The 23518-nt window shown below is 73.7% G+C and carries 19 protein-coding genes; 6 read left to right on the forward strand and 13 right to left on the reverse strand.

Annotated elements, in window-relative coordinates; genetic code table 11:
• Positions 1-18: 18 nt before the first annotated feature.
• The 4 genes from ABFX46_RS06165 to eno form a co-directional block, all read right to left on the reverse strand.
• On the reverse strand, positions 19-966 hold the full coding sequence (locus ABFX46_RS06165; protein ID WP_346040357.1) for a Ppx/GppA phosphatase family protein: 948 nt from the start codon (positions 964-966) through the stop codon (positions 19-21).
• Positions 963-1508 (reverse strand): DUF501 domain-containing protein, encoded by a 546-nt coding sequence (locus ABFX46_RS06170; RefSeq protein WP_346040358.1) that lies wholly within the window; start codon positions 1506-1508, stop codon positions 963-965. The genes ABFX46_RS06165 and ABFX46_RS06170 overlap by 4 nt, the downstream gene beginning before the upstream one ends.
• 19 nt (positions 1509-1527) lie before the next feature.
• Positions 1528-1989, reverse strand: coding sequence for an FtsB family cell division protein (locus tag ABFX46_RS06175; protein ID WP_346040359.1), 462 nt, complete (start codon positions 1987-1989; stop codon positions 1528-1530).
• A 79-nt stretch (positions 1990-2068) separates the two neighbouring features.
• A complete protein-coding gene (gene eno, locus ABFX46_RS06180; RefSeq protein ID WP_131942304.1) occupies positions 2069-3352 on the reverse strand; it encodes a phosphopyruvate hydratase in 1284 nt (427 codons plus the stop codon).
• Positions 3353-3720: 368 nt separating this feature from the next.
• On the opposite strand from eno, the gene ABFX46_RS06185 reads away from it, so the two are divergent.
• Positions 3721-5037, forward strand: a complete 1317-nt coding sequence (locus tag ABFX46_RS06185) for a sensor histidine kinase (protein WP_346040360.1) — start codon at positions 3721-3723, stop codon at positions 5035-5037.
• 18 nt (positions 5038-5055) lie between these two features.
• Here ABFX46_RS06185 and ABFX46_RS06190 read toward each other — a convergent pair whose 3' ends face one another.
• The 7 genes from ABFX46_RS06190 to mfd all read right to left on the reverse strand — a co-directional run bounded on the left by ABFX46_RS06190 (position 5056) and on the right by mfd (position 14627).
• Positions 5056-5412, reverse strand: coding sequence for a tetratricopeptide repeat protein (locus ABFX46_RS06190; protein WP_131942306.1), 357 nt, complete (start codon positions 5410-5412; stop codon positions 5056-5058).
• Positions 5413-5485: 73 nt separating this feature from the next.
• Entirely contained in the window at positions 5486-5698 is a 213-nt protein-coding gene (locus tag ABFX46_RS06195; RefSeq protein ID WP_131942307.1) for a hypothetical protein, read from the reverse strand.
• Positions 5699-5767: 69 nt separating this feature from the next.
• Entirely contained in the window at positions 5768-6712 is a 945-nt protein-coding gene (locus ABFX46_RS06200; protein WP_346040361.1) for an NADP-dependent oxidoreductase, read from the reverse strand.
• A 132-nt stretch (positions 6713-6844) separates the two neighbouring features.
• Positions 6845-9310: a penicillin-binding protein gene (locus ABFX46_RS06205; protein WP_346040362.1), complete on the reverse strand. Its 2466-nt coding sequence runs from the start codon at positions 9308-9310 to the stop codon at positions 6845-6847.
• 70 nt (positions 9311-9380) lie between these two features.
• Complete coding sequence (locus ABFX46_RS06210) at positions 9381-10367, reverse strand: nucleoside triphosphate pyrophosphohydrolase (RefSeq protein WP_346040363.1); 987 nt, start codon at positions 10365-10367, stop codon at positions 9381-9383.
• 5 nt (positions 10368-10372) lie between these two features.
• Entirely contained in the window at positions 10373-11029 is a 657-nt protein-coding gene (locus tag ABFX46_RS06215) for a SurA N-terminal domain-containing protein (protein ID WP_346040364.1), read from the reverse strand.
• A gap of 46 nt (positions 11030-11075) precedes the next feature.
• Positions 11076-14627, reverse strand: a complete 3552-nt coding sequence (mfd, locus tag ABFX46_RS06220; RefSeq protein WP_346040365.1) for a transcription-repair coupling factor — start codon at positions 14625-14627, stop codon at positions 11076-11078.
• Positions 14628-14787: 160 nt separating this feature from the next.
• Between mfd and ABFX46_RS06225 the strand changes: the two genes are divergently transcribed.
• The 5 genes from ABFX46_RS06225 (at position 14788) to ABFX46_RS06245 (ending at position 20309) form a co-directional block, all read left to right on the forward strand.
• The gene (locus tag ABFX46_RS06225) at positions 14788-15690 is read left to right on the forward strand and encodes a class I SAM-dependent methyltransferase (RefSeq protein WP_346040366.1); all 903 of its coding nucleotides are present in this window, start codon (positions 14788-14790) and stop codon (positions 15688-15690) included.
• 109 nt (positions 15691-15799) lie between these two features.
• On the forward strand, positions 15800-17281 hold the full coding sequence (gene cysC / locus ABFX46_RS06230; RefSeq protein WP_346040367.1) for an adenylyl-sulfate kinase: 1482 nt from the start codon (positions 15800-15802) through the stop codon (positions 17279-17281).
• 102 nt (positions 17282-17383) lie between these two features.
• Positions 17384-18334: a sulfite exporter TauE/SafE family protein gene (locus ABFX46_RS06235; protein WP_346040368.1), complete on the forward strand. Its 951-nt coding sequence runs from the start codon at positions 17384-17386 to the stop codon at positions 18332-18334.
• A 125-nt stretch (positions 18335-18459) separates the two neighbouring features.
• A complete protein-coding gene (locus ABFX46_RS06240) occupies positions 18460-19470 on the forward strand; it encodes a hypothetical protein (RefSeq protein ID WP_346040369.1) in 1011 nt (336 codons plus the stop codon).
• Positions 19470-20309 (forward strand): phosphatase PAP2 family protein, encoded by an 840-nt coding sequence (locus ABFX46_RS06245; protein WP_346040370.1) that lies wholly within the window; start codon positions 19470-19472, stop codon positions 20307-20309. Before ABFX46_RS06240 ends, ABFX46_RS06245 begins: the two co-directional genes overlap by 1 nt.
• Here ABFX46_RS06245 and ABFX46_RS06250 read toward each other — a convergent pair.
• The gene (locus ABFX46_RS06250; protein WP_346040371.1) at positions 20287-21336 is read right to left on the reverse strand and encodes a glycoside hydrolase family 26 protein; all 1050 of its coding nucleotides are present in this window, start codon (positions 21334-21336) and stop codon (positions 20287-20289) included. The genes ABFX46_RS06245 and ABFX46_RS06250 overlap by 23 nt on opposite strands.
• Positions 21337-21469: 133 nt before the next feature.
• On the reverse strand, positions 21470-23479 hold the full coding sequence (locus ABFX46_RS06255) for a delta-60 repeat domain-containing protein (protein ID WP_346040372.1): 2010 nt from the start codon (positions 23477-23479) through the stop codon (positions 21470-21472).
• Positions 23480-23518 lie beyond the last annotated feature (39 nt).

The following is a 23518-nucleotide window of genomic DNA, read 5'->3' on the forward strand; positions in this document are numbered from 1 at the left end:
TGAGCGCTGGCCGCGCGGTCAGAGCAGCGACCAGGCGATGCCGTCCAGGATGTCGTGCTCGCTGACGACGACGGCGCCGAACCCGTACTCGCGCATGATGCGGTCCAGGATGAGCGCGCCCGCGCCGATCACGTCGACGCGGCCGGGGTGCATGACGCCGATCCGGGCGCGCTCGGCGCGGGTCGCGTGCAGCAGCCGCCGCGTCACCTCGTGCACCTGGGTGGCGGTGATGCGGGACAGGTGGATGCGGGACGGGTCGTACTCCGGCAGGTCGAGGGCGATCCCGGCGACCGTGGTGACCGAGCCGGCGAGGCCGACGAGCGTGCGCGCCTCGTCCACCGGGACCCGCTCCCGGACGGTGGCGAGCGCCGCGTCGATGTCGGCGGCCGCGCCCGTGATCTGCTCCGGTGAGGGCGGGTCGCCCTTCAGGTGCCGCTCGGTCATCCGCACGCAGCCGATGTCGATCGAGCGGGACGCGTCGGCCGAGGAGCTGCCGAGCACGAACTCGGTGGAGCCGCCGCCGATGTCGACGACCAGGTAGGGGCGGGCCGGCCGCAGCTCGGCCAGCTCGCGGGTGGCGCCCATGAAGGACAGCTCGGCCTCCTCGTCCCCGGTGATCACCTCGGGGACGACGCCGAAGATGTCGACGACGCCGCGGACGAAGTCGTTCCGGTTCGCGGCGTCGCGGGTCGCGCTGGTCGCCACCACCCGGGTCTTGATCGGGCCGCGCCCGGCGCCGCCGCCGTGCCGCTCGATCAGCTCGGCGTAGCCGCGCATCGCGGTGAAGGTGCGCTCCAGCGCGGCGGGCGAGAGCCGCCCGGTCTCGTCGACGCCCTCGCCCAGCCGGACGATCTCCATCCGGCGCTCGACGTCGGCGAGCCGGCCGCCGCCGTCGCCGGACTCGATGTCGGCGATGAGCAGGCGGACCGAGTTCGTCCCGCAGTCGATGGCCGCGACCCGTGTCACGCGTCCTCCCCCGGTTCGGCGCCGCTGTCCTCGTCCCGCGCGCACCCGGGCTCGACGCAGGGCCCGGAGCGCCACCATTCGGGCAGCGCCTCCAGCGCCTCGCGGCCGAACGGGTTCACGCCGGGCACCGCGAGCTCGTGTGCGACGAGGGCGTGCAGGCACTTGACCCGCTCGGGCATGCCGCCGGCGCTCTGCATCCCGGCGGGCAGCGGCTCGATGCCCTCCTCGCGGGCGGCCTCGCCCCTGCGGCGCAGGTAGTCCTCGTGGGCGGCGGTGTACTCCGCCCGGAGCGACGGGTCGGCGGCCAGCCTGGCCTGCATGTCCCGCATGATGCCGCCGCCCTCCAGCGTCCCGATGGCCGACGCGGCCTTCGGGCACGTCAGGTAGAACAGCGTGGGGAAGGGCGTCCCGTCCGGCAGCCGCGGCGCGGTCTCGATCACCGCGGGCAGCCCGCACGGGCAGCGGCTCGCCACCGCGCGGACCCCGCGCGGCTCGCGCCCCAGCTGCGCCGCGACGGCGGCCGTGTCACCTGCTTCGATCATCCGTGTCCCCACCCGCGGATCAGCGCGGCCGGTCGGCGGCCTCCACCGACCGCCACAGCGTCTCGTACCAGGGCGGCCGGCTCGGCGGCCCGCCCTCCTGCGCCTCCCGGCCCTCTCCCCCGCCGCCGTCCAGCACGATGTAGCACTTTACGTCAGGACGGCAGTAATGAAGCCGCCGCGTGGCCTCACGCTCAATGTACGACTTATCACCCAATTGTTGCTTGCGCTGGAGGAGTTCCTCGACCTGGCCGCGCGCCACCGCCTCCTTGTGCCGCAGGTCGGCGATCTCCTTGCGCTGGGCGATGTACTCGCGCACCGGGTAGGCGAGGCTCAGCGCGATCGCGCACACCACGACCGCGAGGATGGCGGCGCGGCTGGTCAGCGCCGGATTCCCCCGGCGCCCGCCGTCCGCGGGGCCGTCCGCGGGGTCGTCCGGGCCCAGGTCGTCCGCGTCGGTCGCGTGGTCGTCGCGCTTCGCCATCGTGTCCCCTGCCTCCGGCTCGGCCGCCCGGGGCCCGGCGGCGGGACGCGGTCCCGCCCGCCGGGCCGCGGGCTCCTGCTCAACCCCGCGCGTCGAAGCGCGGGAACGCGGCGGCGCCGGCGTAGCGCGCGGCGTCGTCCAGCAGCTCCTCGATGCGCAGCAGCTGGTTGTACTTGGCGACGCGGTCGCTGCGCGCCGGGGCGCCGGTCTTGATCTGGCCGCAGCCGGTCGCGACGGCCAGGTCGGCGATCGTGGTGTCCTCGGTCTCGCCGGACCGGTGGCTCATCATGCACTTGTAGCCGCTGGTCTGCGCGAGCGTGACGGCGTCGAGGGTCTCGCTGAGCGTGCCGATCTGGTTCACCTTGACCAGCAGCGCGTTCGCGGCGCCGGACTTGATGCCGCGGGCGAGCCGCTCGGGGTTGGTGACGAACAGGTCGTCGCCGACGATCTGGACGCGGTCGCCGACGGCGGCGGTGAGGCCCTCCCAGCCGGCCCAGTCCTCCTCGTCGAGCGGGTCCTCGATGGAGACGAGCGGGTAGTTGCCGAGCAGCTCGCCGTAGTAGGCGGCCATGTCGTCGGCCGACCGCTTGGTGCCCTCGAACGCGTACTGGCCGTCGGCGTGGAACTCGGTGGCGGCGACGTCCAGCGCGAGCGCGATGTCGCGGCCGGGGGTGAAGCCGGCCTTGCCGATCGCCTCCACGATGAGGTCGAGCGCGTCCCGGTTGCTCGGCAGGTCGGGGGCGAAGCCGCCCTCGTCGCCGAGCCCGGTGTTCAGGCCCTTGGACTTCAGCACCGACTTCAGCGCGTGGTAGGTCTCGGCGCCCCAGCGCAGCGCCTCGGCGAAGGTGGCCGCGCCGATCGGCGCGATCATGAACTCCTGGATGTCGACGTTGCTGTCGGCGTGCGCGCCGCCGTTCAGGATGTTCATCATCGGGACGGGCAGCAGGTGCGCGTTCGGGCCGCCGACGTAGCGGAACAGCGGCAGGCCGGCGGAGTCGGCGGCGGCCTTGGCGACGGCGAGGCTGACGCCGAGGATCGCGTTGGCGCCGAGCGCGGACTTGGCCGGGGTGCCGTCCAGGTCGACGAGGAGCTGGTCGATCAGCCGCTGGTCGGACGCCGGGTAGCCGACGAGCTTCTCGTCGATGGTCTCGTTGACGGCCTTGACCGCGTTGCGGACGCCCTTGCCGCCGTAGCGCTCCCCGCCGTCGCGCAGCTCCACGGCCTCGAACTGGCCGGTGGACGCGCCGCTCGGCACGGCGGCGTGCGCCTCGGTCCCATCGGCGAGCAGGACCTCGACCTCGACGGTCGGATTGCCGCGGGAGTCAAGGATCTCCCGGGCGAGTACGGCCTCGATCGACGACACGGGGAACCCCCTGAGGATGCGGATTTTCTGGTGCGGTCACCGAGCCTATCCGCGCGGCCCCCGGCCCGACCAACTGGCTCGCCGTGACCGGGTGCGGGCCGGGCCCGGGGGCGGGCGCGGGCCGGGTGCGGCCGGCCGGGGCGCCCGGCTGCGGACGCATCGTGCGGCGAAGCCGGGCGTGGGCGCGCCATGACCGGGTTTTACCCGTCCGCCACGGTGGCGTTTGCCCCGTTCAGGCAAGGAATCTCGCGTACTGACAGGAACATACCCGGGAGGTCGCCATACGCGTCCGGCTCCGCCGGCCGGCCACCGGAACGGGCCACCGGATCCGGCGGGCCGTCCTGAGTCATCCGGAGATCCGCATCCGGGTGACGCTGACGGCCGCGCTGGTCGCGCTGGTGCTGTCGACCGCCCTGTGCGCGGGGCTGCTGGTCCTGATCAGGCAGCAGGCCGTGGCCGACACCGTGCGGGGGCTGGCCCGCGACGGGCGCCGGGTGGCGACGTCGATCAACATCGGCGCGCTGGGCACGTCGATCGAGGCACCCGCGGGCGAGCTGCTGCAGGTCACGGACCTGCGGCACCGGGTGATCTCCGCCTCGCCCCGGATGCAGGGCCGCCCGCCGGTCGGCATCCCCCCGCCGCCGGTGTACGACGACCGCCGCGACATCCGCACCTGCGCGATCGACGCGCCCGGCGGCGACTGCTTCATCGTCGTCGAGTACCAGGTCGGTCTCGGGCCGTCCGCGAAGCTCGTCTACTCGCTGGCCCCGGAGCCGGGGCCGCTGCCGCGCCCGCTGGCGGCGACGCTGCTCGGGCTCGGCGTGCCGTTCATCACGGGCCTCGTCGGCTACGCGACGTGGCTGTCGGCGAGCCGGACGCTGCGGCCGGTCGGCGAGATCCGCCGGGAGCTGGACGAGATCACCGCCACCGACCTGGAGCGCCGCGTGCCGGTGCCGGGCCGCATGGACGAGGTGGGCCTGCTCGCCGCGAGCGTCAACGCGACCCTCGACCGGCTGGAGCAGGCGGTGGCGCGGCAGCGGGCGTTCGTCTCCGACGTGTCCCACGAGCTGCGCAGCCCGCTCACCGCGCTGCGGATGGAGGTGGAGCTGGCGCTGGCGGCGCCGGAGGACAGCGACGTGGCGGAGACGCTGCGGGCCGTCCTGCTCAACACCGAGCGGCTGTCCGCGGTGGTGGACGACCTGCTGGCCCTGGCCCGGCTGGAGGCCGACCGCAGCTTCGAGCGCGAGCCGGTGGACCTGACCGAGCTGACGGACGCGGAGGTGCTGCGCCGCCCGCGCCGCACCCAGGTGACCGTCCTCGCGGAGGGGTCGGTGACGGTGCACGGGGGCCGCAGCGAGCTGGCGCGGTTGCTGACGAACCTGCTGGACAACGCCGATCGGCACGCGGCGGCCGAGGTGACCATGATCCTGCGGGCGGAGCCGCCCGCGACGACCGTCGTCGAGGTGATCGACGACGGCCCGGGCATCGCCCCCGAGGACCGCGAGCGGGTGTTCGAGCGGTTCACCCGGCTCGCCGAGGGCCGGCACCGCGACGCGGGCGGCACCGGCCTCGGCCTCGCGATCTCCCGGGACATCGCCCAGGCGCACGGCGGGACGCTGGTCCTCACCGACCGGGTGGACGGCCGGCCCGGCGCCCGCTTCGTGCTGCGCCTGCCCCGCGCGTGAGCCGCCGTCCCCGGCCCGTCAGTGCAGGTCGGCGGCGGTCACCGAGACCTCGGTGCCCGGGGCCGGCTCGACGCCCATCGCGCGGGCGAGCCTGCGGAAGGCGACCGCCTCGTCCGCGCGGCCGCGCCGCTCCAGGGTGCGGGCCAGCGCCTCGTGCGCCCAGCCGTTGCAGGGGTCGAGGTCGACGAGCCGGCGGAACGCCGTCTCGGCGCGGCCGAGCTGCGCGCTGTGGAAGTACGCGCGGCCCAGCAGCTCGGCGACGGCGCGGTTGCCGGGGTCGTCCTCGGCGATGGGGGCGAGCAGGCGCGCCGCGCCCGCGTAGTCCCTGGCGTCGAAGAACAGCGTCGCGCGCTCGAACTCCTCGTAGGTGGTCATCCCGCCTCCCTTCAGTTGCCTGACGCAACCATGGAGGGGAGGGCTTTGTTCCCGGGCGCTCCGGCGGCGCGGCTCAGCCGAGGCCGAGCGAGTCGCGGAGGCGTTCGCGCTCGGCTTCGAGCAGCTCGATCTGGCCCTGCAGCTCCTCCCGCTGGGCGAGGTACTGCCCCGAGTCGACGAAGTCGCCGGCGTCGCCGGGAGGCGCGGGAAGGTCGGCGCGGAGCCGGTCGAGCGACTCCTCGATCTCGCTGAGCCGGGCGCGGCGCTCGTCCTCGGGCTGGTTCATCTCATCCTCCCCGTCGGGTACGGATTCTGCATGCCCACGGCGGACCCGTGCACTCATCGCCCGCCGCGGTCAGACGCGGATCACCGTCTTGCCGCGCGCGCCGCCGGCCCGGTTGGCGGCCAGCGCGTCGGCGGCCTCGGCGAACGGCACCTCGCGCTCCACCCGGACGCGGAGCTCGCCCGCGTCGATGAGGCCGGACAGCCGGTCCAGCAGCTCGGCCGAGGGCTCGACCTCGAAGTTGACCCCGCGCAGCTCCCGGGCCGCCATGGCGTCCGGGTTCACCGCCCAGTGGGTGCTGACGTACGTCCCGCCGGGACGCAGCAGTTGCGCGAGGTGCTCGACGGCGCCGGTGTCGCTCGCCATGTCGAGGATGACGTCGATCCCGTCGGAGTGGACGGCGAGCACCTGCCCGTTGAGGTCGCCCTTGGAGTGGTCGACGGTCTCGTCCGCGCCGAGGCGCCGCATCGTGCCCGCCATGTCGTCGCGGGCGGTCGCGATGACCTTGGCGCCCGCCAGGGCCGCGAGCTGCACCGCGCTCTGCCCGGTGCCGCCGGTCGCGCCGACGACGAGGACGGTCTGCCCGATGTCGACGCCGGCCTCCTCGACCATCGCGAGCGCGCTCATGCTCGCGATCGGCACCGCCGCGGCCTGCGTGTAGATCATGCCCTCCGGCATCCGCGCGACCGGCCCGTCGTCGCGGGCGATCGCGTACTCGGCGTAGCTGCCGCGCCCCCGCTCGGGCGCGCCGAACGTCCCGTAGACCTGCTCGCCGTGCCGCAGCCGGGTCACGCCGTCGCCGACCGCCTCCACCACGCCCGCGCCGTCCTGGCCGAGGACCAGCGGGAACGCCGCGTCGACCGAGTCCTTGAGCAGCCCGTCGGCGATCTTCCAGTCCATCGGGTTGAGGCCGGCCGCGATCATCTTGACGAGGATCTCCCCCGGGCCCGGTTCCGGGCGCGGCAGGTGCGTCGGCGCCGGTGTGGCGCCGTACTCGGACACGGCGATGGCTCGCATTGACGATCGTCCCCCCGATCGGGTCCCCCGGGGCGCCGGGCACCCCCCATGATCAGCTACGGGTCCCCCTACCCGGTCATCCCGGCGATCACACGGATCCGCAGGTCGGACGGGTCACATCGGCCGCGGTCGTCAGGCGGGCGCCTGCTGTGCGGGGCCGCCGGGCAGCGGCGGGATCGTCACCGGCGGGGTCGGGCCGGGCCGACCGCCGGGGCCCGGACGGCCGCCGCCGTCGCGCTTCTTCGAGCCCTTGCTGACCCGCAGCGTGATGGTCGAACCGGGCTCGGCCGAGCCGGGGCCGGGGGACATCTCGGCGACCGTCCCCTTCTTGTACCGGTCGGACTCGACCGGCGTGCTGACGTTGGTCGTGAAGCCGGCGTCGCGCAGTCTGGCGACCGCCTCGCCGAGTTCCATGCCGCGCACGTCGGGGACCTTCACGCGGTCCTCCCCGGAGCCCTTGCTGAAGTAGAACGACGGCGGGCGGTGGAACGAGGACGCGTCCGAGCCCCGCAGCGCCCCGCTCATGCTCTGCTGCCAGATCGGCGCGGGGATCGTCGCGCCGAACACGGCCCCGTAGCAGGTGCCGTCCATGCAGAGGTTCTCCATCGGGTGCCGGTAGCCGCCGCGCGGGTCGCCGACCCAGACGGCCGCGGCGAGGTCCGGGGTGTACCCGGCGAACCAGGCGGCGGAGAAGTTGTCGACGGTGCCGGTCTTGCCGGCGGCGGGGCGGCCGATGCCCATGCCGCGCGCGGTGCCCTTGGTGAGGACGCCCTGCAGCACGTAGTTGACCGCGTCGGCGACGCCCTCGTCGATCGCCTGCTCGCAGTCGCGTCCCGGCACCTTCAGCCTGTGCCCGGCCGCGTCCTTGATGGACGTGATCGCGATCGGCGCGCAGTACTCGCCGCGCGCGGCGAACGCGGCGTAGGCGGCGGCGAGCCGCAGCGGGGACACCGGGTTGAAGCCGAGCGTGAAGGACGGGTACTCCTCCAGCGGCTTGCCGTTCGCCTGCTTCATCCCGAGGCGCTCCGCCATCCGGACGGTGTCGCAGAGGCCGACCTTCTTCTCCAGTTCGAGGAAGAACGTGTTGACCGAGTGGTGCGTGCCGGTGACGAGGCTGAACTCCTTGCCGCCCTCGCCGTCGGCGGCGTTGCGCAGCGACGCGGTCGGGTCGCCGACCCTGTCGCCGTCGCAGTTGCGGAAGCCGACGGGGGTGAACTCGCGCGGCGCCATCAGCCGGGTGCCGAACGGCATGCCCTCGTCCAGCGCGGCGGCCAGCGTGAACGCCTTGAACGTGGACCCGGCCTGCATGCCGATGCTGGAGCCGTGGCTGGCGTCCGCGGCGAAGTTGATCCAGGTCTTGCCGCGCTTCTTGTCCGGCCCGAGCGCGCGGTCGACGACCATCGCCTTGATCTCGCCGGTGCCGGGCTCGACCATCGCCTCGGCGGCGGCCTTGTGCGCGGAGTTCTTCGGCGGGACGTGCTTGTCGACGGCGCGCTGCGCGGCCTTCTGCGCCTGCGGGTCCATCGTGGTGCGGATGGTGAGGCCGCCCCGATTCAGCAGCTTCTCGCGGTCCTTGGCGGTCTTGCCGAACACCTGGTTGGTGAGGATCTCGCGCTGCACGTAGTCGCAGAAGAACGGCGCCTTGCTGGACACGCAGCCGCTCCGGACGTTGTCGATGTCCAGCTGGATGGGCCTGCTCTTCGCCGCCGCCGCCTTCGCCGGGTCGAGCCAGCCGAGCCGCACCATCCGGTCGAGGACGGTGTCGCGGCGCTGCCGGGCCTCGCCGGGGTGCCGGATCGGGTCGTAGGCGTAGGGGTAGCGGATGACGCCGGCGAGCAGCGCCGCCTCCGGCAGGGTCAGCTCGGACGCGTGCTTGGAGAAGTAGTGCCGGGACGCGGCCTCGACGCCGTAGGCGCCGTCGCCGTAGTAGGCGATGTTGAGGTAGCGGCGCAGGATCTCGTCCTTGCCGAACTTCTCCTCCACCGCGACCGCGTACCGCAGCTCGCGGATCTTGCGGGCGGCGGTGATCGCGGTGGCCGCCTCCCGCTCCTCGTCGCTGTCGGCCTGGGTGAGCAGCAGGTTCTTCACGTACTGCTGGGTGATGCCGGAGCCGCCCTGCGTCACCTCCCCGCTGCTGAGGTTGCTGGCGAGCGCCCGCAGCGTGCCCTGCGGGTCGATGGCGCCGTGCTCGTAGAACCGGCTGTCCTCGATCGCCACCACGGCCCGGCGCATCACCGGTGCGATCTTGGCGAGCGGGACGTCCACCCGGTTCTGGTAGAAGAACGTCGCGATCGTCGAGCCGTCCGCGGCGAGGATCGTGGAGCGCTGCGGGACGCCGGTCGTCGTCAGGTCGACCGGCTCGCTGTCGAACCAGCGGGCGGTGTCGCGGGCGCCGACCCCGGCCGTGCACGCGGTCGGCAGCAGCATCAGCGCGACGAGCAGGCCGGCGAGGCCGCCGAGGGCGCCCAGCCCGCGCAGCGCGCGGGCCTTCTCGGCGCGGGTGGTGGACGAGGTCAGGACCCTGCGGCGGCGCGGTGGGACGGGGGCACCGCCCCCTCGGGCGCGATCCCCTGCGTCACCATCGGCCCCGTCAGGCACGCGCCTAGGGTAAACGTGCTGCCGCGGCCGGACCACCCCATCAACGATGTTCCGGATGATTCCGCGCGAATCAGGCGCGCTGCCGCCCTCGTTCCCACGCTCGGACACGATCGCGGAATACCCGGGAAACGGCGCGCAACTCGGCCTCCGGGTCGACTCCCCGCTCCGCCGCCTCCCGGACGAGCGCGAAAAGCCGCGTACCGACGTCATTCCCCTCGGCGGGCAGGTCGGCCGCGAGATCGGCCGGGGCCTCCATCCGCGCCGCGCGCCGCTGGAGCTGCGCGGCCAGCGACAGCGCCGGCTGCCCCAGCGGGACGCCGTCGAGCGCCGACGCCTCGGCGCCGCTCTTCGCCGCCCGCTCGGCCGCCTTGATCTGCTCCCAGTTGGCGTTGACCTCGTCGGCGCCGGAGACGGTCACGTCCCCGAACACGTGCGGATGGCGGCGGACGAGCTTCTCCACGATCGCGCCCGCGACGTCGTCGATGGTGAACGCCGTCTCGTCGTCGCGCTCGGCGGCCACCACCGAGTGGAACGCCACCTGCATCAGCACGTCCCCGAGCTCCTCGCGGAGCGCGCCGTAGTCGCCCGACTCGATCGTGTCGAGGACCTCGTACGACTCCTCCAGCAGGTACGGGACGAGCGTGGTGTGCGTCTGCTTGCGGTCCCACGGGCATTCGCGGCGCAGCGTGTCCATCACCGAGACCAGGTCGAGCAGCCGCGCGCCGGGCAGGTCGTAGGAGCCGTGCAGCACCTCGACGTCCAGCGGGTCGTTGACGACGAGCGTCCCGACCTCGCGCATCAGGTCTTCGTCGCCCTCGGGCGCGGCGACCCACACGACGGTCGCGTCCGGGCCGGCGTTGCGCGCGTCGGCGACCAGCCGGGCCGCGTCGGGCTCAACGACCGTCTCCGGGACGATCCCGGCGTCGCGCAGCGAGGGCAGCAGCGGGTGGCCGTCGCGCACCCGGACGGCGGACGCCGAGCGCAGCGCGTCCCAGGCCCGCCAGGTCAGCAGGCCCGGGGCGACCCGGTGCGTGGTCGCCAGCAGTGTCAGGCCCATGCGCCTCAGATACCCGAATCGGGGCTGGACAGCCGGTAGGTGATCGGCCCGATCTCGAACTTGTCCGGGTTGTAGGTGCCGTAGCGGGGGTTGACCTCGATGTGCATGCCGTCGGCGGTCCGCTTGAACAGCTCGTTCCACTGCCGGCCGGCCTGCTGCGTCGCCGGGCTCAGCCGGTTGTCGACGTCCGCGCCGAAGTGCCGCATGACCGCGACCTGGGTCGCGACGAGGCGCGCGAGATCGCGGGCGTGCTCGCGGGGCAGCCCGCTCGCCAGCGTGATCGAGTCGGCGCCGCCCTGCCGGTCCAGCGCCTGCACCGCGTTGTCGACCTCGCCGCCGCTGACCTGGACGCCCGCCCGGTCGGCGACCTTCTCGGCCACCTGGAAGTTGATCAGCAGGGTGAGGGCGCCCTGCAGGTCCGACTCGGAGTCGCCGGCGAGCTGCGGCGCCGGGTTGGCGGGGTTCGCGCGCAGCTCGTTGGCGGCCGGGTCCGCGCGGAACTGGGCACGCCAGTCGCGGACGGTCTGGCTGAGCTCGGTGACGGTGATGCGGTCGTCGCCGACGAGGGCGGCGGTGCCGACCTTCGGGGAGCCGCCGCAGCCGGCCAGCGCGCCGGCCGCCAGCACGACCGCCACCGCCGCCTTCACGGACTTACCAGGCACGGAATCCTCGTCTCGTCATGGATCTTCTGGTCGGGGCGGGCCCAGGCTACCGCTTGGCGGCGGCGGTCGCGGATTCCAGGAACAGGGCCTCGACCAGGTCGGTCGCCCACCTCAGCAGCTCCTGGTCGCGCAGCGGCCGGCCGCCGATCGGCGCCGTCTTCGGGGCGGGCACCAGCAGGGTGTCGGTCGCCGGCTTCAGGATGCTCTTCGGGTACAGCCGCTGCAGCCTGACCTGCTTGGAATCGGGCAGCTGCACCGGCGTGAACTTCACGAAGTTGCCCTGCAGGGTGACGTCGGTGAGCCCCGCCCTGCGCGCCTTCGCCCGGAACCGCGCCACCTCCAGCAGGTTCAGCACCGGGACGGGCAGCGGGCCGAAGCGGTCCTTCAGCTCGTCGTGCACGGCGCCGATCTCGTCGTCGGAGGTGATCGCGGCGATGCGGCGGTAGGCGTCCAGCCGGAGCCGCTCGCCCGGCACGTACTCGTGCGGCAGGTGCGCGTCGACGGGCAGCTCGACCTTCGTCTCGACGGCCTCGGCCGCGCCGGCGCCGCCGTCCTTCAGCTCCCGGACCGCCTCCCCGACCATCCGGACGTACAGGTCGAACCCGACGCCCGCGACGTGCCCGGACTGCTCGGCGCCGAGGATGTTGCCCGCGCCGCGGATCTCCAGGTCCTTCATCGCGACGTACATGCCGGCGCCGACCTCGGTGTGCTGGGCGAGGGTCGCGAGCCGCTCGTGCGCGGTCTCGGTCAGCGGCTGCTCCGGCTGGTACAGGAAGTAGGCGTAGGCGCGCTCCCGGCCGCGCCCGACGCGCCCGCGCAGCTGGTGCAGCTGCGACAGCCCGTACATGTCGGCGCGGTCGACGATGAGGGTGTTGGCGTTCGGCACGTCCAGCCCGGACTCGACGATCGTGGTCGCGACGAGGACGTCGTAGTTCTTCTCCCAGAAGTCGACCATGACCTTCTCGAGCTCGTTCTCGTTCATCTGGCCGTGCGCGATGCCGATCCGCGCCTCCGGGACGAGCCGCGCCAGGTTCGCCGCGACCTTGTTGATCGAGCGGACCCGGTTGTGCACGAAGAACACCTGGCCCTCGCGCAGCAGCTCGCGGCGGATCGCCGCGGCGATCTGCTTCTCCTCGTACGGCCCGACGAACGTGAGCACGGGGTGCCGCTCCTCCGGCGGCGTGAGGATCGTCGACATCTCCCGGATGCCGGTGAGGCCCATCTCCAGCGTGCGCGGGATCGGGGTCGCGGACATGGCGAGGACGTCCACCTGCGTCCGGAGGCGCTTCAGCTCCTCCTTGTGCTCGACCCCGAACCGCTGCTCCTCGTCGATGATGACGAGGCCGAGGTTCTTGAACCGGGTCTGCGACGACAGGATGCGGTGCGTGCCGACGACGATGTCCACGGTGCCCTCGGACAGCCCGCGCAGGGTCTCGTTGATCTCCGCGTCGGTCTGGAACCGGCTGATCGGCTTCACCACGACCGGGAACGCGGCGAACCGCTCGGTGAACGTCGACATGTGCTGCTGGACGAGCAGCGTCGTCGGCACCAGCACCGCGACCTGGCGGCCGTCCTGGACGGCCTTGAACGCGGCCCGCACCGCGATCTCGGTCTTGCCGTAGCCGACGTCCCCGCAGATCAGCCGGTCCATCGGGACGGCCCGCTCCATGTCGCCCTTCACCTCGTCGATGGCGGCGAGCTGGTCGGGCGTCTCGTTGTAGGGGAACGCGTCCTCCAGCTCCCGCTGCCACGGGGTGTCGGGCGCGAACGCGTGCCCGGGGCTCGCCATCCGCGCCGAGTACAGGCGGATCAGCTCCCCGGCGATCTGCTTGACCGCCTTGCGGGCGCGGGACTTGGCCTTCTGCCAGTCGGCGCCGCCGAGCCGGTGCAGGCTCGGCGCCTCGCCGCCGACGTAGCGGGTCAGCTCCTCCAGCTGGTCGGTCGGGACGAACAGCCGGTCGCTCTTGGCGTACTCCAGGATCAGGTACTCGCGGGTGGCGCCCTGCACCGTCCGGCTGACCATCTCCACGTACCGGCCGACGCCGTGCTGCTCGTGCACCACGTAGTCGCCCGGCTTGAGCTGCAGCGGGTCGATGCCGCCGCGCCGCCGCGACGGCATCCGCCGGGCGTCCTTGGTGGACGACTTCTGCCCCGACAGGTCGGTCTCGGTCAGCACCGCGAGCCTGACCGACTCCCAGACGAACCCGTTCTCCAGCAGCCCGGTCGTCACCGCCACCACCGACGGGGCGGGCGGCTCGGCGAGGTCGGCGCGCCGGGCGCCGAGCCCCTCCTCCCCGACGAGCTGGACGAGCCGCTCGGCGGGCCCGTGCCCGGCGGTCACCATCACGACGCGCCAGCCGGCGTCGATCCAGCCCTTCAGGTCGCCGACGACGCGGGAGGTGTCGCCCCGGTAGGACTCCGCCGGCGCGACACCCAGGTTGAGCGCGTCCCCCTCGGGGTTGAGCGCCGTCACGCTCCAGCGGGGCAGCCCCAGCTCGTTGCTGTGCTCGCGGACCTCCTCCAGCGAGCGGAACGCGGCGGCGCCGAGGTCGATCGGCGCCTCTCCCCCGGCGGCGGCGGTGACCCAGCTCGCCTCCAGGAACTCCTGGCTCGTCCGGACCAGCTCCACCGACCGGGTGCGGATCCGCTCCGGCTCGCACACCAGCAGCGCCGACCCGTCCGGCAGCAGGTCGGTCAGCAGCTCCATCCGGTCGGCGAGGACGGGCGAGAACGCCTCCATCCCCTCGACGGTGTCGCCGTCGGCGATCCGGCCGAGGATCTCCGCCAGCGCCGGGTGCCGCTCGGCGAGCAGCTTCGCCCGCTCGCGCACCTTCTCCGTCAGCGGCAGCTCGCGGCACGGCGGCGCCCACAGCCCGCTCTGCGCGACCTCCAGCGAGCGCTGGTCGGCGGCCTTGAAGTAGCGGATCTCCTCGACGGTGTCGCCCCAGAACTCCACCCGCAGCGGGTGCTCCTCGGTCGGCGGGAACACGTCCAGGATCCCGCCGCGCACCGCGATCTCGCCGCGCTTCTCCACCAGGTCGACGCGGTGGTACCCGGCGTCGACCAGGCGGCGGACGGCCTCGTCCATGTCGGCGTCCTCACCGGAGGCGAGCCGGACCGGCTCCAGGTCGGCGAGCCCGGCCACGATCGGCTGCAGGACGGCCCGGACCGGCGTCACGACCACGTCCAGCGCGCCGCCCTTGAGGTCGCCGGGGCCCTCCTCGCCGGCCTGCGCGGCGTCCGGGTGGGCGAGGCGGCGCAGCACCGCGAGCCGCTGGCCGACCGTGTCCGACCGCGGCGACAGCTTCTCGTGCGGCAGCGTCTCCCAGGCCGGGAAGTGCGCCACCCGGGCCGGGTCCAGCAGGCTCGACAGGGCGGCGGTCAGGTCCTCGGCCTCGCGGCCGGTCGCGGTCACCGCGAGCACCGTGCCCCCGCCGCCGGGCGGCCCGTCCGCGCGCAGGGCGCGGCTCAGCGCGGCGGCGAGGATCGGCCACAGCGCGGCCGGTGCCACGACCTCCTGGTCCGCGCGCGCCCGCTTGAGAGCGCGCTCCAGCACGGAATCGGTGCACGCAAGGTCAACAAGTCCAGAAAGCGTCATTTTCGCCCGCACAATCGCCGAAAAACCCCGTGGCAGGGCAGCCCGAAGCCCCGGAATCCCACCGGACCCCGGTACCGCGTACCAGGGTACGCGACACGGCCCTTCCCAAGAATGCGCAAATAGCCGACGGAACGCAGTCGGGCGATTACGCTGCGAGATTGTGACCGATCTGCGTACGCCGCCGGTCAGCGACGGCGATCTCTTCTCAGAACGCGCCCGACAGTACGCCCTAGAGAAGCCCCTGCAGCGGATCCACATCCTGGAGGCGGGCTGCGGCTGGGGCACGGGCCTGGACCTCGGCGACCGCGAGCACCACGTCACGGGCGTCGACCTCGAGTCCCCGGAGCTGCGCGCCTACACCTGCGAGCGGCCCGACCTCGACACCTGGCACCTCGGCGACCTGCGCACCGTGCCGCTGCCGCCGCGCGCCTTCGACATCGTTCACGCCGCGTACCTGATCGAGCGGGTCCCGCACGCCGAACTGGTGCTCGACCGGTTCGTGGCCGCGCTCAAGCCCGGCGGGCTCCTGCTCGTGCACCTGCGCGACCGCAACACCGCGTTCGGCTTCCTGGACCGCACGCTGCCCCGGTGGCTGCGGACGTCCGGGCGCCGCCGGCGGCCGCGTCCGAACCGGGGGCCGCGCGGCGCCCACGCCCGCGTGCCGTACCCCGGGGACGAGCGGATCGCCGGGCCGGGGGCCGGAGCCGGCGCCGCGCCCGCACCCGCGCCCGCGCCGCCGGAGCAGGCGGCCCCGCCGCCCGAGCCGCGGCCCGAGCCCGTGTCCCGGCCGGTGCCGGTCGTCCGGACGAGCCCGCCTCCCGCGGTCTACAGCCCGGTCGCGTCCCGCTCGGGCATGCGCTGGTACTGCGTGATGCGCGGGCTGGTGGTCGCCGAGGAGTACACGTCCCGGCAGGCCATCGACGCGCTCGGGGCCGGAACCGGCCTCGCCGACCTGCTGTGCCGGCTGGTGTCGGCGGCCACCCGCGGGCGCCTCACCGCCGACCACAGCGAGATCACGCTGGTCATCCGCAAGCCCGAGAACCGTTTCGCCAGGGTCATCTGACCGGGCCGGGTGTGCACGGGCCCGGCCCGACGCAGTATTTTTCCTGCGGAAACTCCCACTGACACGGACGAGCCCGGTTCCCCGCCGCCGGGCGGGATCGGAGATCGCGGTGACCGCCGACGCCGGCCTTCCCGACACGCTGCGGGACCTGCCCGCCTGGACCCCTGACCCGGTGGAGCTCGCCGACCTGGAGCTCCTCCTCGCCGGGGCGTACCGGCCGCTGGCCGGGTTCCTGGGCTCCTACGACACCGCGATGGTGGTCGCCGGCGGGCGGCTCGCCGACGGCACCCCGTGGCCGGTCCCGGTCACGCTGACCGTCCCGAAGGAGCTGACCGGGCAGGAGCGGGTCGTCCTGCAGGACCCGGAGGGCGTGCCGCTCGCCGTGCTGGAGGTCGCCGAGGCGTGGCAGGACCCCGCCACCCAGGACTGGCGGCTCGCGGGGCCGCTGGAGGCGCTGCGCGCCCCCGCGCACGGCCCGTTCCACGCGCTGCGCCGCCGCCCCGACGACCTCGCCCCCGCCGAGGGGCCCCTGCTGGCGGTGGCCACCCGGCGGCCGCTGCACCGCAAGCAGCTCGGCCAGCTCCGCCAGGTCGCCGAGCGGCTCGGGGCGCGGGTGCTGGTGCTGCCGCTGCTCGGCGGCGAGCACGACGAGTCCCTCGTCCGCGCGCTGCTCGGCGTCCGCAAGGACCTGCCGGACGGCGCCCGGATCGTCCCGGTGCCGCTGCCCGCGCGCGGCGCCGGCGCCGAGCAGGAGGAGCGCGACGTCCTGCTCCGCGCGCACGTCGCCGCCGCGTACGGCGCCACCCATCTGCTCGCCGACGCCGAGCTGGAGGGCACCGCGATCCCGCTGGTCGTCCCGGAGCCGTGGGCCTACGACGCCGACGTGGAGGTCTGGCGGCCGGTCGCGCGCATCGAGCCCGACCACGTGCAGGCGGAGCTGACCGCCGAGCGGCTGGACGAGCTGCTGGACGCCGGCGAGCCCGTCCCCGACTGGTTCACCCCGCCGGCCGTCGCCGCCGAGCTCGTGCGGGCGCGCCCGCCCAAGCACGCGCGGGGCATCACGGTGTTCTTCACCGGGCTGTCGGGCTCGGGGAAGTCCACGGTCGCGCGCGGCCTGTCCGACGCGCTGATCGAGCGCGGCGGCCGGACCGTCACCCTGCTGGACGGCGACGTCGTCCGGCGGATGCTGTCGGCCGGGCTGACGTTCTCCCGCGCCGACCGCGACCTCAACATCCGGCGGATCGGGTTCGTCGCCGCCGAGATCACCCGGCACGGCGGCACCGCGATCTGCGCGCCGATCGCCCCGTACGCGGCGACCCGCGCCGAGGTCCGGCGGATGGTGTCGGCCGTGGGCGACTTCATCCTGGTGCACGTGTCGACGCCGCTGGAGGAGTGCGAGCGCCGCGACCGCAAGGGCCTGTACGCCAAGGCCCGCGCGGGCCAGATCCCGGAGTTCACCGGCATCTCCGACCCCTACGAGGCGCCGGACGACGCCGACCTCGTGCTCGACACCTCCCGGATGACGCCGGAGGAGGCGGTCGGCAGGGTCCTCGACCTGCTCACGGCCGGCGGCTGGATTCGTCCCGAATAGAACATCTGCCTCGTTTGTCCCTCGCCACCCGGGTTAGACCCATCCGGGGAGCGTCCCCTAGGGTGTACGCGAGTTTTCCTACATGACAGGTAGGTCATGCCGATGGACTTCGATTGGACGATGGCGTTCGGCTCGTTCCTCGTCGCCATCATCGTCGGGCTGACCGGCATGGGCGGCGGCGCGCTGATGACGCCGATGCTCGTGACGTTCTTCGGCGTGAGCCCGCTCGCCGCCGTGTCCAGCGACCTGGTCGCCGCCGCCGTGATGAAGCCCGTCGGCAGCGCCGTCCACTACCGGCAGGGCACGATCGACATGCGGCTGGTCGGCTGGCTGTGCGCCGGGTCGGTGCCCGCCGCGTTCTCCGGCGTCCTGCTGGCCCGGGCCCTCGGGCACGGCGACTCGATCCAGGACTTCATCAGCATCGCGATGGGCGTCGCCCTGATGATCGCCGCGGGAGGGCTCGTCCTGCGCGCCTACCTGGCCCGCCGCGGCAGGGCCGGCGCCGACGACGGCGGCGGTGAGGCGCCCGAGATCCGCGTGCGCCCGCTGCCGACCGTGCTGGTCGGCGCGGTCGGCGGCCTCGTCGTCGGCATCACCTCGGTCGGCTCCGGCTCCCTCATCATCGTCGCGCTGCTCGCCCTCTACCCGGCGCTCAAGGCCAACCACCTCGTCGGCACCGACCTGCTCCAGGCCGTCCCGCTGGTGTTCGCCGCCGCCCTCGGCCACCTGCTGTTCGGCGACTTCCGGATGGAGGTCACCGCCGCCCTGCTCGTCGGCTCCGTCCCCGGCGTCTACCTCGGCTCCAAGATCTCCTCGCGCGCGCCCGGCGGCCTCATCCGCCGCGTCCTCGCCCTCGTCCTGGTCGCCTCCTCGCTGAAGATGTTCGGCCTCGCCACCGTCCCCCTCGCCTGGACCCTGACCGCCCTCACCCTCGCCACGATCACCCTCCCCCTCCTCCCCCGCCTCCGCCGGACCCCGGCCTCCTCCTCCGCCCCGGCCGACGGACCGGCCGCGGGACCGCCGCCGCGCTCGCAGTCGCCCGCCGTACGCTGAGGGCGGCCAGTTCCGGCCGGGACGCCCGTCCTGCCCGGCAATGGCGCGAATCGGCGCTCGGACGGAGCGGCGATCCATACAATCGCCCCATCAGTGCTGTTCATCCCCTCCTGAGGAGGCCGTCCGTGCCGTCCCTGCCGCCCCAGCCGGTCCGCCGCGCCGCGATCCCGATCGCACTGGCGGCCCTACTCGTGCCGCTGGGCGCCCCCGGCGCCCTCGCCGCGGCGCCGAGCGGCGTCGAGCTCGCCGACGTGGTGGAGAGCCTCACCGAGAACGGCGGGCTCTACATCTCCCCCGGCGTCCAGGACCTGAGCGACGGCCAGCTCGACAAGCTGCGCGGCCCGCTGGAGACCGCCCGCCTCCCCGTGTACATCGCGATCTTCCCGGCCGGGACGCTGCCCGACCGGGCCACCGCCTACAACCGGCTGATCGTGGACATCTACCAGGCGGTGAAGCGCAAGGGCACCTACGCCGTCGTCGTCGGCGGGAAGCTGCGCGCCTACTCGTGGAGCGTCGCGCCGGGCACCACCGCCAAGGCGTGGGCCAACGCGAGGAAGAACGGCGGCGGAAGCCTGATCAACGAACTCTCGCTGTTCGCGCGCAACGCCGGCACCGCCCCGCCCGGCAAGCCCGGCCCGGGGCCGAAGGTCGGCGAGGAGAGCCCCGTCGCCACGCCGCCGCCCTCGCCCGACGAGAAGGCGGCGACCGATCCCGGCAACGCGTCGGTGCCCATCGACGACGAGGGCGGCACCCCGGTCGGCCTGATCGCGGGCGGCGCGGCCGCCGTGGCGGTGGCCGCCGGCGGCGCGGTGTTCCTGCTGCGCCGCAAGCGGCGGCCCGCCACCGCCACGGCCGGCGGACAGGCTCCCGCAGCCGGCGGACCGGGGGGGCCGGGAGGTCCCGGCGGGCCAGGCGGACCCGGTGGACCCGGCGGACCCGGTGGACCCGGCGGACCCGGTGGACCCGGCGGACCTGCGGGCGCAGCCGGCCCGCACGGAACCGGTGGGCCGGGTGCCGCCGCACAGGCGCCGCCACCGCCGCCCGGGAGCGTCCCGCCGCCGGGGGCCGCGCCCCGCGACGTCCCGCGTCCCAACCACGGCCCCGCGACCGGCGACGACCGACCCCCGACCGCCTGATGCCCGCACTCATCGCCTTCTGCGCGGTGGGCCTGCTCCTGGCCTTCCCCATCGGATACGTCTGGGCCAGGCGCCCCGCGGGCGCCCAGAGCGCGACGGCGGCGCGGCTGCGCGCAGCCCGCGCGCAACTCGACCGCACACTCGGCCCGGCCGGCTCCTTCGTCGTCTTCCTCGGCGCCGGCACGTTCCTGGTCACCGCGGTGTGCCTGCCCCTCGGCGAGCTGTGCCAGCGCCTCCTCAGGGCCCACGACGTCCCGATGTTCGACCTCGCGCAGCGCCATGTGCGTCCCGGCGTGTGGACCGACGCGATGAACGTCATCACCCAGTCGGGGAACGTGTGGCCGACCCGGTACGTCGCGGTCGCGGGGGTGGTCGTCCTCACGCTCGTCGCCCTGAAGACGGGCCGCCGCCCCTGGGTGCCGGCGCTGCTGATCGGCTCGGTGACCGCGGTGGAGCGCTTCCAGCAGACCGCGCTCGCCGCGCTGGTCGACCGGGGCCACCCGCCGACCACCCTCGGGACCTACCCGTCCGGCGGCTGCGCCCGGCTGATCTCGATCTACGGCGCGATCACGCTGGTCACGCTGTCCTACCTGAAGGCGGCCCCGCGGGTGCGCGCCGCCGTCTGGGGCGGGCTCGCCGCGTTCGCGTTCCTGGAGGGGTACACGCGCTGGTACCTCAGCAAGCACTGGATCACCGACGTGTACGCCGGCTGGATCTACGGCTACCTGCTGCTGGGCGTGGCCGTCTTCGCGGGCTGGTCGCTGCTCGCCGAGCGCACGGACGGGGAGCCGCCCGGGGACGGCGAGCAGGAGCCGCTCAGGGCGGCGTCAGTCGGTTGAAGTCGGGCATCCCGGCGACCTGCCGGAAGGCCCGCGCCGAGGCGCCCGTGGCGTTCCACCTCGTGTCGCCCACGGGCGTCTTCGGCGACTCGAAGTAGAAGAGGGCCTTCAGCCGGGGGTACTTCGGCAGCTGGCGCGGGACCGAGGCGAAGAAGCGCCGGCTGAAGTCGGGGTCGTCCTTGCGGTTCACGGTGCCCCACTCGGCGAGCATGAGCGGCTTCTTCGGGAACCGCGCCGACGCCCACGCATAGAATCCGGGCCACCGCGGGTAGTCCGGACGCGTCTTGTTCACCAGCGTCGAGAAGTCGTTCACCCACTTGTCGGCGTACAGGTCGGCGGCGACCCAGTCGATCACGTCGTCGCCCGGGTAGAGGTCGTTGAACCAGGGCTGCGACCCCCAGTTCGGGACCCCCATGTAGGCCATCACGGTCACCACGTTGTCGGCGCCGCCCGCCCGCAGCCGCTTGATCACGTGCCGGACCATGGCGCGGTAGTCGCGGGCGGTGTAGCCCGACCCGGGCGCCGGGCGGACCTCCTCCTCCGGCTCGTGGTGGACGGCGAGGAAGAACCGGTGCGGATACGCGTCGCGGATGCGGCGGGCGATGTCGTCGATGTGCTCGTCGACCACCGGGTCCCCGGCGGCGACCTGCGCCCATGTCCGGCCCATCTCGGGCTTCCAGTTCAGGAACAGCAGCCGGTTACGGCCGCCCTCGCGCGCCATCGCGATCTCGCGGTCGGTCGGGAAGACCTCCCCGTCCCGGTGGTAGAGGTGCACGACGTCCGTCGGACGGCGGGTCTTGTCCTCGAAGTCGGTGAGGGCCCGCTCGGTCGACTTGTTCGTGAAGACGCCCGGCGCGACGCCCCACCACCGGCCGCACTCGGGCACCAGCCGGTCGGAGACGGCGCAACGGGGGCCGTCCGGGGAGTCGTCCCCTCCGAGGTGGACGCCGATCCCGACGCCCGCGGCCAGGAAGACCGCGCTCGATCCCGCGGCGAGCGCCCAGCGCGCCTTCCCCGTGATGGCCATCTGAACAGGACTCCCGTCATGCGTGAAGGCCAGGCGCCCACCTTGTTCAGGCGGGCGCCTGGCCCGATATCACTGCCCGCTGAGCCGCACGGGGGGTTCTCCCGCCTCCGCGCGGCTCGCGGTGAGCGGCGCGTCAGCCGACGAACAGGCCGCGGCCCCTCCAGTCGTCCGAGCTGACCACCGTGGGGCTTCCGCTCGGCGCGCCGTCGGCGAACTTCACCGCCATCAGCTTGCCGTCACTGGCGACGTAGTACAACTTGTCGCCCGAGACGAACATCCCGCGGACGTTCGACCAGCCGGAGGACGCGGCAGTGTACTCGATGGCGCCGAGGATCCCGCTCTCCGGAGTGAAGTAGCGGTAGTAGAGCGCCGAGCTGCCGGACCGGGTGTAGTACATCCGGCCGTTGTCGTAGAACATCCCGAGCGTCCGGCCGCCCTGCAGCGAGCTGTAGAACTCCGGCGCCCGGCCCTTCCAGCCCGGCTCGTCGGCGTCCCACGCCGGGTTCGCGTACGGGTTGACGAGTTCCTCGGCGCCGACGGTCGTCCCGTTGAACGCGCGCTTGTACAGCTTGCCGTCGGCCTTGGCGTACCAGAGGACGCCGTTGATCAGCATCGTGCCGCGCACGTCCGACCAGTCCATGCCGCCCGCGACCGTCTCGGTGGTCTCGGTGCCGGCCGTCGTGCCGTCGAACGTCCGCGAGACCAGCTTGTTCGGCTGGACGAGCGACCCCGGCGCGGCGATGTACACCTTGCCCGGGAGCTGCGCGGTCGTGTCCTCGGGCAGCGTCTTGCCGCCCTCGAACGGGAAGTAGCCGATCTTGCCGCGGAACTTGTGCGACGACGGCGGCAGGAAGTAGTTCGTGTCGCTGCCGACCCACAGGCCCTCGGAGGTCACCAGCAGCGACCAGGCGCCGTCGCCGCGCGGGTCGCGGCCCGGGTTCCAGGAGAACGGGACGCCGTTGGCCGGGTCGAGGGCGGCCAGGCCGGGCCGGGTCACCGCGCCCGGGCCGGCGGTGTCGCGGCCGTTCGGGTTGTTGGACCAGCGGGGGTGCCCGCCGGCGAACACGGCCGCGCCGGAGACGGCGACCGAGTCGATGGTGTCGCCGCCCGTCCAGTTCACCCACGCGGGCTTCACGTCCGAGCCGCTGGACGCGGTGTCCCAGCGGGTGACGCTGTCGCAGAGCTGTGCGGTGCCGTAGGGGCCGCCGGTCGCGCCGACGACGACGAACTTGCCGTCCGGCGACATGGCCAGGTCGCGCAGGTAGCTGTCGAAGACCGTGTTGCAGGAGGTGGCGAACCCGGAGGTCTTCCACGTCGTGTCGAGCGCGTCGGAGGAGTCGCCGAGGTCCAGCCGGGCGAACTGCCGCCGCTCCTCACCGCCGGCGGTGCGGAAGTTGCCGATCGCGTACATCTTGGTGCCGTCCGGGGTGGCGGCGATCCGGCGAACGCGCGAGGTGCCGCCGTTGTGCACGCCCGCGAACGGGACCATGCCGAACTTGGTCGACAGCCCGCCCGTCGTCGGGCTGAGCGCCGCCAGGCGGTTGCGCTTCACGCCGGCGACCGTGGTGAACTCCCCGGCGATGTACAGGCGGCCGTGCGCCTCCTCGATGTCGTAGACGGCGCCGCCCTTGACGCCCGGCGTCTTCCAGGTGCCGTTGGCGAGCTCCTTGCCGGTGCTCGCGTCCAGCCGGGCGAGCTTCGGCCGCGCGTTGCCGTTGACCGTGTTGAACTTGCCGCCGACGACCACCGACTTGCCGTCCGCCCCCGGCGCGAGCGCGAGGACGTCCCCGTCGAGCTGCGGCTTGAAGGCGGTGTCGAGGTGCTTGTTCGACGCGTTGATCGCGATGAGGTTGGTCACCGGGTAGGTCGTGTCGCCCTGCTTGACGGACTTGAATTTCCCGCCGACGAAGATCTTGTCCCCGACCTTGGTCATCGCGTAGACGATGCCGGCCCAGCCGCCCTGGTTCGGCTCGATGTTCGGCGTCCCGCCGTACGGGGTCTCGGCGGGCATCTTCCCGGCGGTCTGGGCGGCGCTGGCGACGACCGGGACCTCGCGGTCCCCGGCGAACTGCGGGGCGGCCACCAGGCCGATCCCGGTCACTGCCGTCACCGCGACCGCCGTGCTACGGCGCAGACGCGACACTTGTGCCTCCTCGGCGGGGAATCCTCGGAAAAGAAGAAG

Source organism: Actinomadura chokoriensis, from assembly GCF_039529475.1.
In the GTDB taxonomy this organism is placed as follows: Bacteria; Actinomycetota; Actinomycetes; order Streptosporangiales; family Streptosporangiaceae; genus Spirillospora; species Spirillospora bangladeshensis.

Coding starts and splice junctions, on each gene's coding strand:
- ABFX46_RS06170 (WP_346040358.1), bottom strand. CDS start 1,508: ATGATCGAAGCAGGTGACACGGCCGCCGTCGCGGCGCAGCTGGGGCGC.
- ABFX46_RS06175 (WP_346040359.1), bottom strand. CDS start 1,989: ATGGCGAAGCGCGACGACCACGCGACCGACGCGGACGACCTGGGCCCG.
- ABFX46_RS06190 (WP_131942306.1), bottom strand. CDS start 5,412: ATGACCACCTACGAGGAGTTCGAGCGCGCGACGCTGTTCTTCGACGCC.
- ABFX46_RS06195 (WP_131942307.1), bottom strand. CDS start 5,698: ATGAACCAGCCCGAGGACGAGCGCCGCGCCCGGCTCAGCGAGATCGAG.
- ABFX46_RS06200 (WP_346040361.1), bottom strand. CDS start 6,712: ATGCGAGCCATCGCCGTGTCCGAGTACGGCGCCACACCGGCGCCGACG.
- ABFX46_RS06210 (WP_346040363.1), bottom strand. CDS start 10,367: ATGGGCCTGACACTGCTGGCGACCACGCACCGGGTCGCCCCGGGCCTG.
- mfd (WP_346040365.1), bottom strand. CDS start 14,627: ATGACGCTTTCTGGACTTGTTGACCTTGCGTGCACCGATTCCGTGCTG.
- ABFX46_RS06235 (WP_346040368.1), top strand. CDS start 17,384: ATGGACTTCGATTGGACGATGGCGTTCGGCTCGTTCCTCGTCGCCATC.
- ABFX46_RS06245 (WP_346040370.1), top strand. CDS start 19,470: ATGCCCGCACTCATCGCCTTCTGCGCGGTGGGCCTGCTCCTGGCCTTC.
- ABFX46_RS06250 (WP_346040371.1), bottom strand. CDS start 21,336: ATGGCCATCACGGGGAAGGCGCGCTGGGCGCTCGCCGCGGGATCGAGC.